12 protein-coding genes are annotated in these 15,118 nt (G+C 51.9%); 10 read left to right on the plus strand and 2 right to left on the minus strand.

Annotation, left to right across the window (positions count from 1 at the left end):
• Positions 1-10: 10 nt before the first annotated feature.
• Both cydB and cydA read right to left on the minus strand, forming a co-directional pair.
• Entirely contained in the window at positions 11-1,150 is a 1,140-nt protein-coding gene (gene cydB / locus HV334_RS16615) for a cytochrome d ubiquinol oxidase subunit II (RefSeq protein ID WP_016152310.1), read from the minus strand.
• A gap of 15 nt (positions 1,151-1,165) precedes the next feature.
• Positions 1,166-2,734 (minus strand): cytochrome ubiquinol oxidase subunit I, encoded by a 1,569-nt coding sequence (gene cydA / locus HV334_RS16620; RefSeq protein ID WP_016152309.1) that lies wholly within the window; start codon positions 2,732-2,734, stop codon positions 1,166-1,168.
• 1,217 nt (positions 2,735-3,951) lie between these two features.
• Here cydA and glmS point away from each other — a divergent pair.
• The 10 genes from glmS (at position 3,952) to cobO (ending at position 15,105) form a co-directional block, all read left to right on the plus strand.
• Positions 3,952-4,401: a methylaspartate mutase subunit S gene (gene glmS, locus HV334_RS16625; protein WP_016152308.1), complete on the plus strand. Its 450-nt coding sequence runs from the start codon at positions 3,952-3,954 to the stop codon at positions 4,399-4,401.
• Complete coding sequence (gene glmL / locus HV334_RS16630; protein WP_181220656.1) at positions 4,401-5,789, plus strand: methylaspartate mutase accessory protein GlmL; 1,389 nt, start codon at positions 4,401-4,403, stop codon at positions 5,787-5,789. The genes glmS and glmL overlap by 1 nt, the downstream gene beginning before the upstream one ends.
• Before the next feature lie 18 nt (positions 5,790-5,807).
• The gene (locus tag HV334_RS16635; protein ID WP_181220657.1) at positions 5,808-7,253 is read left to right on the plus strand and encodes a methylaspartate mutase subunit E; all 1,446 of its coding nucleotides are present in this window, start codon (positions 5,808-5,810) and stop codon (positions 7,251-7,253) included.
• Positions 7,253-8,494: a methylaspartate ammonia-lyase gene (locus HV334_RS16640; RefSeq protein WP_016152305.1), complete on the plus strand. Its 1,242-nt coding sequence runs from the start codon at positions 7,253-7,255 to the stop codon at positions 8,492-8,494. The genes HV334_RS16635 and HV334_RS16640 overlap by 1 nt, the downstream gene beginning before the upstream one ends.
• A 3-nt stretch (positions 8,495-8,497) precedes the next feature.
• Positions 8,498-9,868, plus strand: coding sequence for an acyclic terpene utilization AtuA family protein (locus tag HV334_RS16645; RefSeq protein ID WP_016156013.1), 1,371 nt, complete (start codon positions 8,498-8,500; stop codon positions 9,866-9,868).
• On the plus strand, positions 9,865-10,182 hold the full coding sequence (locus HV334_RS16650; RefSeq protein WP_016152303.1) for a DUF4387 domain-containing protein: 318 nt from the start codon (positions 9,865-9,867) through the stop codon (positions 10,180-10,182). The genes HV334_RS16645 and HV334_RS16650 overlap by 4 nt, the downstream gene beginning before the upstream one ends.
• Positions 10,183-10,350: 168 nt before the next feature.
• Positions 10,351-11,655, plus strand: a complete 1,305-nt coding sequence (locus tag HV334_RS16655; protein WP_047497772.1) for a dicarboxylate/amino acid:cation symporter — start codon at positions 10,351-10,353, stop codon at positions 11,653-11,655.
• A gap of 125 nt (positions 11,656-11,780) precedes the next feature.
• The gene (glsA, locus tag HV334_RS16660; protein WP_065554176.1) at positions 11,781-12,782 is read left to right on the plus strand and encodes a glutaminase A; all 1,002 of its coding nucleotides are present in this window, start codon (positions 11,781-11,783) and stop codon (positions 12,780-12,782) included.
• A 58-nt stretch (positions 12,783-12,840) separates the two neighbouring features.
• Complete coding sequence (locus HV334_RS16665) at positions 12,841-14,493, plus strand: class I fumarate hydratase (RefSeq protein WP_181220658.1); 1,653 nt, start codon at positions 12,841-12,843, stop codon at positions 14,491-14,493.
• A gap of 9 nt (positions 14,494-14,502) precedes the next feature.
• The gene (gene cobO, locus HV334_RS16670; RefSeq protein ID WP_016156012.1) at positions 14,503-15,105 is read left to right on the plus strand and encodes a cob(I)yrinic acid a,c-diamide adenosyltransferase; all 603 of its coding nucleotides are present in this window, start codon (positions 14,503-14,505) and stop codon (positions 15,103-15,105) included.
• Positions 15,106-15,118: the final 13 nt, after the last annotated feature.

Raw genomic sequence — 15,118 nt, forward strand, 5'->3', positions numbered from 1 at the left:
AGCTCCTTACTTAGTACAGAGAGTGGGTGTTGCTTTCAATATCTTCTTTGGTGATGCGTCCGAACATCTTCCAGTAACACCAGCCGGTGTACAGCAGAATGATCGGAACGAACACACAAGCTACATACGTCATCAGATTCAGCGTCAGCTGGCTGGACGTTGCATCCCACATGGTCAGACTTGCGTTCATCATGGTGCTGGATGGCATCACAAACGGGAACATTGCGATACCAGCCGTCAGGATGATGCAGGCTAACGTCAGTGAAGAGAAGACGAACGCCCATGCCCCTTTCTCCATACGAGAAGTCAGGATGGTCAACAGCGGCAGAACCACGCCCAGTGCAGGAACCAGCCACAGGATAGGTGCATTGTTAAAGTTCACCATCCATGCGCCAGCCACGCGAGCCACTTCTTTGGTCAGCGGGTTAGAGGCGGCATGATGATCCAGTGCTGAGGTCACAACATAACCGTCAATACCGTAAATCACCCACACACCAGCCAGCGCGAAGCAGACCATAGTGACCAGTGCCGCAACCTGCGACGTTGCACGCGCACGCAGATGCAGTTCACCTACCGTACGCATCTGCAGATAGGTCGCGCCCTGGGTGATGATCATCCCAACACTCACGACACCCGCCAGCAGACCAAACGGATTCAGCAACTGGAAGAAGTTACCGGTGTAGTACAAACGCATGTAGTCGTCTACGTGGAACGGAACCCCTTGCAGCAGGTTGCCGAACGCCACGCCAATAACCAGCGGTGGAACGAAGCTACCAATGAAGATGCCCCAGTCCCACATGTTGCGCCAGCGCATGTCTTCAATCTTGGAGCGGTAATCAAAACCGACCGGACGGAAGAACAAAGACGCCAGTACCAGGATCATCGCCACATAGAAACCGGAGAACGCAGCGGCATACACCATCGGCCAGGCAGCGAACAGTGCGCCACCCGCGGTGATGAGCCAAACCTGGTTACCGTCCCAGTGCGGGGCGATGGAGTTAATCATAATTCGACGCTCGGTATCATTACGACCGAGGAAACGGGTGAGCATGCCCACCCCCATGTCGAAGCCATCAGTGACCGCGAAACCAATCAGCAGAATGCCAACCAGCAGCCACCAGATAAAACGCAATACTTCATAATCGATCATTTGACGACTCCTGTCTTAGCGTGCCGGCTGAGAAGTCACAGTGGACTGCTCGTAGTGATAACGACCGGTTTTCAGGCTACTCGGCCCAAGGCGTGCGAACTTGAACATCAGATACAGTTCAGCCACCAGGAACAGGGTATACAGGCCGCAAATCAACAGCATCGAGAAGATGAGGTCGCCAGCGGTCAGCGAAGAGTTCGCTACGGCTGTTGGTAACACTTCACCAATCGCCCACGGTTGGCGGCCGTACTCTGCAACAAACCAACCGGATTCAATGGCAATCCACGGCAGAGGAATCGCATACAGCGCGGTGCGCAGCAGCCATTTTTTCTCACCGATACGGTTACGAATCACGGTCCAGAAGGACACTGCGATGATTGCCAGCATCAGAATGCCGCACGCCACCATAATACGGAAAGCGAAGTACAGCGGCGCAACGCGAGGAATAGAATCTTTCGTTGCCTGCTGAATTTGCGCTTCGGTCGCGTCGGTGACGTTATCCGTATAGCGTTTCAGCAGCAGACCATAACCCAGGTCTTTCTTCATGCTGTTGAACTGGTCGCGAACGGCCTGATCGGTAGTACCCGCACGCAGTTCTTCCAGCAGTTGATACGCTTTCATCCCGTTACGGATGCGCTCTTCGTGCTGCACCATCAGGTCTTTCAGACCAATGACCGGTGTATCAACAGAGCGGGTGGCAATGATGCCCAGCGCATAAGGAATTTGAATCGCAAAATGGTTTTCCTGCGCATCCTGGTCCGGAATACCGAACAGGGTAAAGGAAGCCGGTGCAGGCTGCGTTTCCCATTCGGCTTCAATAGCAGCGAGTTTGGTTTTCTGCACGTCGCCCATTTCGTAACCGGATTCATCACCCAGAACGATAACAGACAGAATAGCAGCCATACCAAAGCTGGCGGCGATTGCAAAAGAACGTTTAGCAAACGCGAAGTCACGACCGCGCAGCATATAGTAGGAGCTGATCCCCAGAACGAACATCGCGCCACAAACATAACCAGATGCCACAGTGTGAACAAATTTCACCTGTGCTACCGGGTTGAGCACCAGTTCAGAGAAGCTCAGCATCTCCATGCGCATGGTTTCAAAGTTGAAATCCGCGGCGATTGGGTTTTGCATCCAGCCGTTCGCAACCAGAATCCACAGTGCGGACAGGTTAGAACCCAGGGCCACCAGCCAGGTGACGCACATATGCTGGACTTTACCCAAACGGTCCCAGCCGAAGAAGAACAGACCTACAAAGGTGGATTCGAGGAAGAAGGCCATCAAACCTTCAATCGCCAGCGGCGCACCGAAAATATCCCCTACATAGTGGGAGTAGTAAGACCAGTTAGTCCCGAACTGGAACTCCATGGTCAGACCGGTTGCCACACCCAGAGCGAAGTTGATACCAAACAACTTGCCCCAGAACTTGGTCATATCTTTATAAATCTGTTTGCCGGAAAGGACGTAGACCGTTTCCATGATGGCCAGCAAGAACGCCATACCTAGCGTCAGTGGCACAAACAGGAAGTGGTACATCGCGGTCAAGGCAAACTGTAAGCGCGACAGTTCGACTATATCTAACATCATGACTCCTTGCTCATCGCATGAAGACTCCGAGAGTGAACCCCGTTAGAAAGGGTCACACGCATGCCCCAATACAAATTTATCTGCTTCCCTCCGCCGCTGCTTTTTCTTCTCATTTGAAGAAAGGACAATGATGAAAGGTTACAAACATGTTAATAAAACACTCAAATTGATCCCGCAATTATATTACGCCGTAAAATCCTTACAATAAACAGGTTTTTATCGAGGTAAATTTGCATTTTTCGATAGTGATCAATTTATAGCTAATTTATCACTTTCAGACCAATTTGATCTGCAGCAATTTAACCTCTTTTGAGGCTGTTTACCAAGATTTAAACATTGATTTAAATCAATTTTCAAATTTAATGTTAATAGTGTTTAACAGTCAGGCGACTAGTGAACGCCATGTTAACGGTATGTTTTTCAATGAGTAATTGCCGTTACTACAAATGATAGGATATTTATTTAAATCTACACGATCTTTTAACCCGCCCGACTGACAAAATTGCCAGCAGATAAAGAGTCACTATTGCCGGGTAGCTCACAGTTTTTTGTTTAGCAAGTCATGGAATTGTTATTTCATACAAATTATTCATTTAAATTTTACTTATAATTAACACCAAGATGTAACTATCTCAAATGGAAGCGAAAGCGTCCCTCATTGACAGACGCATTGGGTTTGACGTCCTCAGCACAGCGCAGGCGTATCGCTTAAAGCATCACTGAAAGTTATCACTCACTTCTCTTTTTCTCTTATGTGGCAACGTTTAAATATGCCACAAACAATTCATTATCATTTTTATCTTAAATTTAACAAAATATAATTATGTCATATAAGATTAAAAAATAAAAAACCGTTATCCCGTTCACAAGTTATTTAGTAAAGGTAATTTTTTAAATTATAAAAAACGACGCATAAACGAGGCGCACAACAAAATAAGATTTCGATCACAAACATGGCAAGTCATTTATTCGTCATTTTCCTGGTAAATTAAAAAAAGCCGCAAAAACAAAACCCAACTACCTGATAAACAAGGATTTTTACAAATAAAAAATATAACAATCATTTTGCGCAGGATATTTTGAAAATAGATCAATTGCTTCCTTTTCCGCTTACACAGAAACTCCGACCCTATTAAGAGGTTGTCACAAGCCATGTTCTAAATATTAGAAAATAATTTTCACTTATTGACCATCAGCCCTACAGAGGATTACCCATGAAGAAATCTACACTTGTTATTGGCGTCATCGGTGCTGACTGCCATGCAGTAGGTAATAAAGTTCTGGATCGCGTTTTTACTGCTCATGATTTTCACGTAATCAACCTCGGGGTGATGGTGAGCCAGGATGAATATATTGATGCCGCGATTGAAACAGGCGCCGATGCCATCGTGGTGTCCTCTATCTACGGTCATGGCGACATTGACTGCCTCGGGTTACGTGAGCGCTGCATCGAACGCGGCCTCGGCGACATTCTGCTGTACGTCGGCGGCAACCTGGTAGTTGGTAAACATGACTTCGGCGATGTGGAAGTGAAGTTTAAGGAGATGGGTTTTAACCGCGTCTTCGCACCAAGCCACGACCTGGAAGATGTCTGCGCGCTTATCACCAATGATATTCGCCAACACAATGGCCTCGAGCAGCGTTGCCTGGAAGAGGCTATCTGATGCAAACAGTTTCTGTCGATATCGGCTCGACATGGACCAAGGCTGCCCTCTTCGCCTATGAAGGCGAGGAATTAACCCTGGTAAACCATGTCCTGACCCCAACCACCACACATCATCTGGCAGACGGTTTTTTTGCCAGCCTGAATCAGGTGCTGAACGTTGCCGATGCTCGCCCGTTACTGAAAAGTGGTGAAGTGCAGTTGAAATACTCCTCCTCGGCCAAAGGTGGACTCGCCGTTGCAGCAATGGGGCTGGTGCCTTCCATTACGCTGGAATCAGCAAAAGTTACCGCCCATTCGGCAGGAGCGAAAATCGCGCAATATTATTCGTACAAACTGAACCGGCATGACATCCAGGAGCTGGAATCATCACCGCCAGACATTCTGTTGTTTACCGGCGGTACAGACGGTGGCGAAGAAAGCTACGGCCTGGCGAATGCGCACGCGCTGGCAGGCTCAACGCTTGATTGCGCCATTATCTACGCCGGAAACCGGGACATTCAGGACGAAATACAAACGATTCTGGGACACAAAGATCTGACCACGGTAGACAACATTCTGCCTGACCTCGATCACCCGAATCCGTTTGCCGCGCGCCAGGCGATTTGCGATGTGTTCTTGTCACGCATTGTCAAAGGTAAAGGTCTGGACGTCATCGTCGGCGAAACCGGTGAAGAGCCAATGCCGACGCCATGGACGGTATATGAGTTAGTCAAAGCCATTAGCGATTACGACAGCGCATGGAAGGAATTCATGCTGATTGATATGGGCGGAGCCACCACGGATGTCTATTCGGCCAGCGCGAATACCCTCTCCCCCGATACCGTCCTGCATGGTGTTCCTGAACCGTTCGTCAAACGTACCGTTGAAGGCGACCTGGGAATGCGCGTTTCCGCCGTCGTGGTGGGAGAAAGCACGCAGGATATGGTGAAAGTCATCTTCGCCCAACAACCGCAGCGCGAGGAAGCATTTTACCGCTACCTGCGTCATCTGGTTGGGCAACCGGATTACCTGCCGCTCAGCGAGGAGGAGAAATATTTCGACACCCTGCTGGCAGGTTTGTGCGTGGGCTATGCCGCTGAGCGCCACGCGGGCACTAAAAAGCAGGTTTGCACCTGCGTGGGTAACGTGGATTTACAGATGGGTCGCGATCTCACCACCGTACGCAAAGTCGTCGGTTCAGGGGGATGGCTCTCTCGCGCCAGCCAGTTCGATATCCATAGCTGGCTCAAATACCGGGAGCTGGACGACCAGGGTAAAAGAATTTTGTTACCGAATCAGTTTGAGTATTACCGCGATTCAAATGGCCTGCTCCCGCTACTGGCAAACGTCGCCAGGCTGTACCCGCAAGCCGCTGCTCGCACCAGCATTCAGTGTTTAACCCTATAAAACTTAAGGCAGCTACGAATGGAACTTCGAAATAAAAAATTGACCCATGACGAATTCATGACCGAAAGGCATCAGGTATTACAAACCTGGGAAACCGGCAAAGACGTTGAGAACTTCGAAGATGGCGTGAAGTACCAGCAATCAATCCCGGATAATAAGCGCTTCTCCCTTGCTCTGCTGAAGGCCGATCAGGAAGGGAAAACCCTGAGCCAGCCGCGCGCAGGCGTAGCATTAATGGATGAGCATATTGCGCTGCTCAAAACATTGCAGGAAGAGTGCGACCTCCTGCCGAGTACTATCGATGCCTATACCCGTCTGAACCGCTATGAAGAAGCCGCCGTCGGGATCCAGAAATCTATCGAAGCAGGTACTTCTAAGCTGAATGGTTTACCGGTCGTCAATCACGGGGTTGCTGCCTGCCGTCGTATGACTGAAGCGCTGGAAAAACCGATCCAGGTTCGTCACGGCACGCCGGATGCGCGCCTGCTGGCAGAAATCGCCATGGCCAGTGGCTTTACCAGCTACGAAGGCGGCGGCATCTCCTACAACATTCCTTACGCTAAACGTGTCACTCTGGAAAAATCCATCCGCGACTGGCAGTACTGCGACCGCCTGATGGGCATGTACGAAGAGAACGGTATTCGTATCAACCGTGAACCGTTTGGCCCACTGACCGGCACCTTGATCCCGCCGTTTATGTCCCACTCGGTGGCGATTATCGAAGGTCTGTTGGCTCTGGAACAAGGCGTGAAGTCAATTACCGTTGGCTACGGCCAGGTCGGTAGCCTGACGCAGGATATTGCAGCGATTCAGGCGCTGCGCGAACTTTCCCACGAATATTTCCATAACCACGGCTTCGACGATTACGAACTGAGTACCGTTTTCCACCAGTGGATGGGCGGATTCCCGGAAGATGAAGCAAAAGCCTTCTCCGTTATCGCCTGGGGCGCAGCGGTTGCCGGTATGTCAGGTGCCACCAAAGTGATCACCAAAAGCCCGCACGAAGCGTTCGGTATCCCAACGGCGGCAGCGAACGCCCAGGGTCTGAAAGCTTCGCGCCAGATGCTCAACATGGTCAGCGACCAGAAATTCCCGCAGTGCGCTGCCGTGGAGCAGGAAGTTGATCTGATTAAGAGCGAAGTCCGCGCGGTGCTGAAGAAAGTCTTCGAACTAGGCAATGGCGACATTGCGCGCGGTACGGTGCTGGCCTTTGAAGCAGGCGTACTGGATGTACCTTTCGCGCCAGCCGCCTGTAACGCCGGTAAGATCCTGCCTGTTCGCGATAACACAGGCGCCATCCGTATTCTCGAAGCCGGTGCCGTTCCGCTGCCGAAAGACATTCTCGCCCTGCACCACGACTACGTCGCAGAGCGCGCGCATTTCGAAGGCCGCAAGCCTTCTTTCCAGATGGTCATTGATGACATCAACGCCGTATCCCACAGTAAATTAATAGGAAGACCATAATGAAAATTAAACAGGCCCTTTTCACAGCTGGCTACTCCTCATTTTATTTTGACGATCAGCAGGCCATCAAAAACGGCGCCGGTCATGACGGGTTTATCTATACCGGCGCTCCGGTAACGCCTGGATTTACATCTGTTCGTCAGGCGGGTGAATGCGTATCCGTACAGCTGATTCTGGAAAACGGCGCAGTAGCAGTGGGCGATTGTGCAGCGGTGCAATATTCAGGTGCAGGTGGACGCGATCCGCTGTTCCTGGCTGAAAACTTCATTCCGTTCCTTAACGATCACATCAAACCGCTGCTGGAAGGCCGCGACGTTGATTCGTTCCTGACCAACGCCCGTTTCTTTGACGAACTGCGTATTGACGGCCATCTGCTGCATACCGCCGTACGTTATGGTCTGTCTCAGGCGCTGCTCGACGCGGCGGCACTGGCTACCGGTCGTCTGAAAGCAGAAGTGGTTTGTGATGAATGGCAACTGCCGTGCGTCCCGGAAGCCATTCCATTATTTGGCCAGAGCGGCGACGACCGTTATATCGCCGTCGACAAGATGATCCTCAAAGGTGTGGACGTCCTGCCGCATGCGCTGATCAATAACGTAGAAGAGAAGCTGGGCTTCAAAGGCGAAAAACTGCGTGAGTACGTCCGCTGGTTATCAAACCGCATCCTGAGCCTGCGCACCAACGAAACCTATCACCCGACGCTGCATATTGATGTCTACGGCACCATCGGTCTGATCTTCGATATGGATCCCGTGCGTTGCGCCGAATACATCGCCAGCCTGGAAGCCGAAGCTCAAGGCCTGCCGCTGTACATTGAAGGCCCGGTAGATGCCGGTAACAAGCCGGATCAGATCCGCATGCTCACCGAGATCACTCAGGAGCTTACCCGTCTGGGTTCCGGCGTGAAAATTGTTGCGGATGAATGGTGTAACACCTATCAGGATATCGTGGACTTCACCGACGCGGGCAGTTGCCACATGGTGCAGATCAAGACCCCGGATCTGGGCGGTATTCACAACATCGTCGATGCGGTGCTGTATTGCAACAAACACGGAATGGAAGCCTATCAGGGCGGTACCTGTAACGAAACGGAAATCAGTGCGCGTACCTGCGTACACGTCGCGCTGGCTGCGCGTCCAATGCGCATGCTGATCAAGCCGGGTATGGGTTTCGATGAAGGGCTCAACATCGTGTTTAACGAAATGAACCGCACCATCGCGCTGTTGCAAACTAAGGATTAAGAGATGGCACGCACATTTAAGATCTTATCGCCTACGGCTATCCTGGGTTATGGCTTCCCGGAAGAAAGTTTTCGTAAAGCCATGGAAGAGTCACCGGATCTTATTGCTGTTGACGCAGGTTCCTCCGATCCAGGCCCCCACTATCTGGGGGCGGGTAAACCCTTTACCGACCGGGCCGGTGTGAAACGCGATCTGCGCTATATGATCGTGGCAGGCGTGAAGAACAACATCCCGGTAGTGATCGGCACGGCCGGTGGTTCTGGCGCAGCTCCGCATCTGGAGTGGTGTCGCCAGATAATCCATGAGATCGCACAGGAAGAAAAACTGTCCTTCTCAATGGCGTTAATCCCGTCTGATGTCGACAAAGAAATCGTTCATCAGGCGCTGGATAACGGCAAAATCACCGCGCTCGATTTTGTGCCTGAACTGACTCACGATGCAATTGAAGAGAGCACCTACATTGTCGCGCAGATGGGCGTCGAGCCTTTTCAGCGTGCGCTCGAAGCTGGCGCGCAGGTGGTTCTGGGCGGACGTGCCTACGATCCGGCCTGCTTCGCCGCGCTGCCAATAATGCAGGGCTTTGATGAAGGTCTGGCACTTCATTGCGGGAAGATCCTTGAGTGTGCTGCCATTGCTGCCACCCCTGGCTCCGGCTCAGATTGTGCGATGGGGATCATTGATGACAACGGCTTTACGCTGAAGGCGTTCAATCCCAAGCGTAAGTTCACTGAAACTTCCGCTGCGGCGCACACCCTGTATGAGAAGTCCGATCCGTACTTCCTGCCAGGACCAGGCGGCGTGCTGAACCTGAAAGCGTGCACCTTTACCCAAGTTAACGAGGGCGAAGTGTATGTCAGTGGTTCACGTCATGAAGAAACACCGTATGCGTTGAAACTGGAAGGCGCGCGTCAGGTTGGCTTCCGTTGCCTGACCATCGCCGGAACGCGCGACCCAATTATGATTGCCGGGATTGACACCATTCTCGAAGAGGTACAGGCAAGCGTGGCGCGTAACCTCTCTCTGAATGACGACAGTATCCGCATGACGTTCCACCTGTATGGTAAGAACGGTGTGATGGGCAACCATGAACCGATGAAAACCGCCGGTCATGAGCTGGGGATTTTACTGGATGTCGTTGCGCCGACGCAGGATATCGCCAACAGCGTTTGCTCGCTGGTACGCTCTACCCTGCTGCACTACGGCTATGAAAATCGCATTGCGACTGCGGGCAACCTCGCCTTCCCGTTCTCGCCATCTGATATTCAAAGTGGACCGGTGTATGAGTTCTCGATCTATCACCTGATTGAAGCGAGCGATGCGCTGCGATTTGATTTCCACATTGAACAGGTGACGCCAGAAGGAGTTCAGGCATGAAACACTCAATTTGTTCACTGGCGCAGGTTATTCGCTCCAAAAACGCCGGACCGTACGAACTGGTTTTAGATATTTTATTTAAAACCAGGGAAGACTATCAGCGGGTAAAAGCCTGCGAGCAATTAACGCCGCAGCTCATTGCCAGTTTATATAATGTTGAACCTGACTTCATTCACAATATCGTGTGGTTCGATCCGGCGAATGCCGTAAAAATCGTCATGCCGCGCGATATTATTTCCGGCAACGTCGGTGACAATGATGTTTATGGTGCTCAGCAACACGCTCCATTATTAAGTATTGAGTTCGACTTGTAACAAAACACACAATAACAACCATTGGAGCACTGAATTCAGCGGTATCACAGTGCTTCGAATTATTCATGCGGTTGGTCACAACAGGCGTGCGTCTGAGCTGCTGTCCAGGCTCAGGCGCACACCACCCTACACAATTCAAATTACCAGCCTTTATCCGATGGAGTACACATGAAGAAAATAAGTTTAACGAAGATGATCATATTAGGCCTGATACTCGGCATGATTGCCGGGGTGGCCATAAATAATATGGCCGCGGCTGAAACAGCAAAATCCTATGCAGCAGATATTTCTATTTTTACCACCATATTCTTACGCATGGTAAAAATGATTATCGCGCCATTGGTTATTTCAACTCTGGTTGTTGGTATTGCCAAAATGGGCGATGCCAAAACGCTGGGACGTATATTTTCGAAAACCTTCTTCCTGTTTATTTGCGCCTCTCTGGTGTCAATTGCACTGGGTCTGGTTATCGTTAACATCTTCCAGCCAGGCGCGGGGATCAACTTCGTGCCGCATGACGTCGGGGCCGTTGCCGCCGTTCAGTCAGAGCCATTCACGCTGAAAGTGTTCATCTCGCACGCGGTACCGACCAGTATTGTCGATGCGATGGCGCGTAACGAAATTCTGCAGATCGTGGTGTTCTCAATTTTCCTCGGTTGCAGCCTGGCCGCAATTGGTGAAAAAGCCGAGCCTATCGTGAAGGTTCTGGATTCACTGGTACACGTGATGCTGAAGCTGACGGGCTACGTCATGCTGTTTGCACCACTGACCGTTTTTGCCGCTATTTCTGGTCTGATTGCCGAACGTGGTCTGGGTGTGATGGTCAGCGCCGGGATCTTCATGGGTGAATTCTATCTGACCCTGGGTATGCTGTGGGCAATCCTGATTGGCCTGTCAACCATGATAGTCGGGCCTTGCATCGCGCGTTTGACCAAATCAATCCTCGAGCCTGCACTGCTGGCCTTTACTACCTCCAGCTCAGAAGCCGCCTTCCCGGGCACCCTGGACAAGCTGGAAAAATTCGGCGTTTCTTCAAAAATCGCCAGCTTCGTTCTGCCTATCGGTTACTCCTTTAACCTGGTCGGCTCCATGGCGTACTGCTCATTTGCCACCGTCTTTATTGCTCAGGCGTGCAACATTGAGCTGAGCATGGGCGAGCAAATTACCATGCTGTTAATCCTGATGCTGACCTCTAAAGGGATGGCGGGCGTACCGCGTGCATCAATGGTGGTTATCGCCGCAACCCTGAACCAGTTCAACATTCCTGAAGCTGGTCTGATCCTGTTGATGGGCGTCGATCCATTCCTCGATATGGGTCGTTCTGCTACCAACGTCATGAGTAACGCAATGGGTGCTGCCATTGTAAGTCGCTGGGAAGGTGAACACTTCGGCCAGGGTTGTCGTGGCACTGCGCCAGTGAAGACCCCGGAACAAGAACGTCCGGTTACCGAAACAGAAGTCGCGTTGTCCTGATACGACGTTATTGCCGGATGGCGCTTGCGCTTATCCGGCCTACATAACGTTTAACTATCCGTTGGCCGGATAAGGCGGTACACCGCCATCCGGCACCATGATGAGTACACCAACAGGATTGCACCATGACTAAAAATCTTCTCGGCGTGAGTATTTTTTCCTTCAGCGTTTTGTTCAGCGCAACGACTCTCGCGCAAACCACGCCGGATTACGCAAAGCTTATCGACCAGGCACATCAAAAATATAAAAGTAACCACGATGGAAAAGTCGCCGACTACATCCCTGCCCTGGCGACCTACAGCCCGAATAACTTTGCCATCACCATTGCCACGGTGGACGGCAAGATCTACCAGGTTGGCGATGTTAACAAACCCTTCCCCATGGAATCCCTGAGCAAAGTCTTCACCATGGCGCTCGCCATGGAACAGCACGGCCCTCAGGTGGTGCTGGATAAACTCGGGGCCAATGCCACCGGCATGCCTTTCAACTCCGGTTTAGCGGTTGAGCTGACCAAAGGCGCGCCTGAGAACCCGCTGGTAAACGCCGGGGCGATGAGCACCGTTAGCCTGATTGAAGCCAAAGACAAAACCGATCGCTGGAACAAAATCCTCGACAACCTGAACGTCTGGGCCGACGCCACGCTCACGGTTAATGAGCCGGTCTTTAAATCCGAGATGGAAACCAACCAGCACAATCAGGCGCTGGCGAAGCTGATGGAATCCTATAACAGCTTCTATGGCAATACCGACGAAGCTGTCGAAATTTATACCCGTCAGTGCTCGGTGGATATCACCGTTGAGCAACTGGCCAAAATGGGGGCGGTACTGGCGAACAAAGGCAAATCTCCATTCAACGGCAAGCAGTTGCTGAATGAAAAATATGTTCCGCAGGTGCTGGCAGAAATGGCGATTGCCGGACTATACGACGGCAGCGGTAAATGGCTCTACACCGTGGGCATCCCGGCAAAAAGCGGCGTCGGTGGCGGCATGGTCGCCGTTGTCCCGGGCGAATATGCGATTGCCGTCTATTCTCCGCCGCTGGATGAAGCCGGTAACAGCGTTCGCGCCCAGAAAACGATCGAATATGTCGCCGAAGCGACAAAAGCCAATGTCTTTTTAGCGCATTAAGCAATTACGGATGGCGTGAGCGCCATCCGACATATTAACTAAAAGGTGAGATGTAAACATGTCTAAACCATTTGTCTGGCAGGAACTCTTTGTTCAGAGTAAAGATAATACCGAATATGAATTACTGAGTAACCAGCACGTTGCGGTAACGGAGTTAGACGGAGAGGAAGTGATTAAGGTTGCGCCAGAAGCGCTAACCTTATTAGCCCAGCAGGCATTTTATGAGGCTTCATTTTTCCTGCGCGCCGGACATTTAAAACAGATAGCCAGCATTCTGCACGATCCGCAGGCCAGCAGTAACGATAAGTACGTCGCATTGCAACTGCTACGCAATGCTGAGGTTTCGGCCAAAGGCGTCCTGCCCAACTGCCAGGATACCGGGACGGCAACCATTGTGGCCTGCAAAGGACAGCATGTCTGGACCGGCGGCGATGATGCAGAAGCATTAAGCAAAGGCGTGTACACCACCTTCACCGAAAACAACCTGCGTTACTCGCAAAATGCCCCGCTGGACATGTATACCGAGGTCAATACCCAGACTAACCTGCCGGCGCAAATCGACATCAGCGCCACGCCGGGTAACGAATACCGTTTCCTGTTCGTCAACAAAGGCGGCGGCTCTGCTAACAAAGCGGCGCTGTTCCAGGAAACCAAATCTATTCTGCAGCCGGAAAAGCTCACCGCGTTTCTGATCGAAAAAATGAAATCACTGGGTACAGCCGCCTGCCCGCCGTATCACATCGCTTTCGTCGTTGGAGGCTTGTCCGCCGACCAGACGCTGAAGGTTGCCAAACTGGCTTCAACTAAATATTACGATAACCTGCCCACCCGCGGGAACGAACTGGGTCAGGCATTCCGCGATACGGCGCTGGAAGCCGAGCTGCTTAACGCCAGCCGCGAGTTTGGCATCGGCGCGCAGTTTGGCGGCAAATACTTTGCCCACGATATCCGGGTGATCCGCCTGCCACGCCACGGCGGCTCCTGCCCTATCGCCATGGCTCTCTCCTGCTCAGCCGACCGCAACATCAAGGCCAAAATCAACAAACACGGAATCTGGCTGGAGAAACTCGAGCATAATCCGGGCAAATTTATTCCCGATTCACAGCGGGTAGAAAATAGCGCCCAGACCGTACAACTGGATCTGAATCGTCCGTTGCGCGAGATCCTGCATGATCTCACCACTCTGCCAATTGGGACGCGTTTATCGTTAACCGGCCCGATTGTTGTGGCTCGCGATATCGCGCATGCCAAAATCAAAGAGCGCCTGGATAACGGCGAACCAATGCCAGATTACATGAAAAACCATATCGTCTATTACGCGGGCCCGGCTAAAACCCCCAGTAATCTGGCCTGCGGTTCGCTAGGTCCCACAACCGGCGGGCGCATGGACGGTTACGTCGATGCTTTCCAGGCCGCGGGCGGCAGTCTGATCATGTTGTCGAAAGGCAACCGCAGCGCGCAAGTCACGGATGCGTGTCGCAAACATGGTGGTTTTAACCTTGGCAGCATTGGCGGCGCCGCAGCCTTGTTGGCGCAGCAGTACGTGAAGAGCCTGCACTGCCTTGAATATCCCGAGCTGGGAATGGAAGCGGTGTGGATGATGGAAGTTAAAAATATGCCGGCCTTCGTATTAGTGGATGATAAAGGCAATAACTTCTTTAGCCAGTTTGAGCAGCAGCATCGCTGCGCAACCTGTCCGGCAGGACATTAAGGAGTCACCATGGAAGCGCGAGCCAATAATGACAGACACCGCCAGCGTCAGCAGAAACTGAAAGAACAGGTTGATACCCGCGTGGCGGCGGCAACGGAGAAGAAAGGGATCCTGATTGTCTTCACCGGCAACGGTAAAGGAAAATCCACCGCAGCCTTTGGTACGGCAACGCGCGCGGTTGGTCACGGAAAAACCGTTGGCATCGCGCAGTTTATTAAAGGCCAGTGGGATAATGGCGAGTACAACACGCTGCAACCGCTCGGTGTCGAATTTCATATTATGGGCACCGGATTTACCTGGGAAACCCAAAATCGGCAAGCGGATATCGAGGCGGCAACGGTAGTCTGGCAGGAAAGTAAGCGCATGCTGGCTGATCCGCAGTACGATCTGGTGGTGTTGGATGAGCTTACCTACATGCTGGCTTACCACTATCTGGACACCCAGGAGGTTATCAGCGCCATCGAAAATCGCCCTGCGGAGCAAAGCGTCATCGTGACCGGGCGCGGATGCCATGCGCTGTTACTGGAACTGGCCGATACGGTCAGTGAAATTCGCCCGGTCAAGCACGCGTTTGACCGCGGGATTCAGGCACAGATTGGAATCGACTGGTAGCCGTTCTTTTGCC

Origin of the sequence: Citrobacter sp. RHBSTW-00944 (assembly GCF_013615435.1) — a bacterium.
GTDB lineage: Bacteria > Pseudomonadota > Gammaproteobacteria > Enterobacterales > Enterobacteriaceae > Citrobacter > Citrobacter braakii.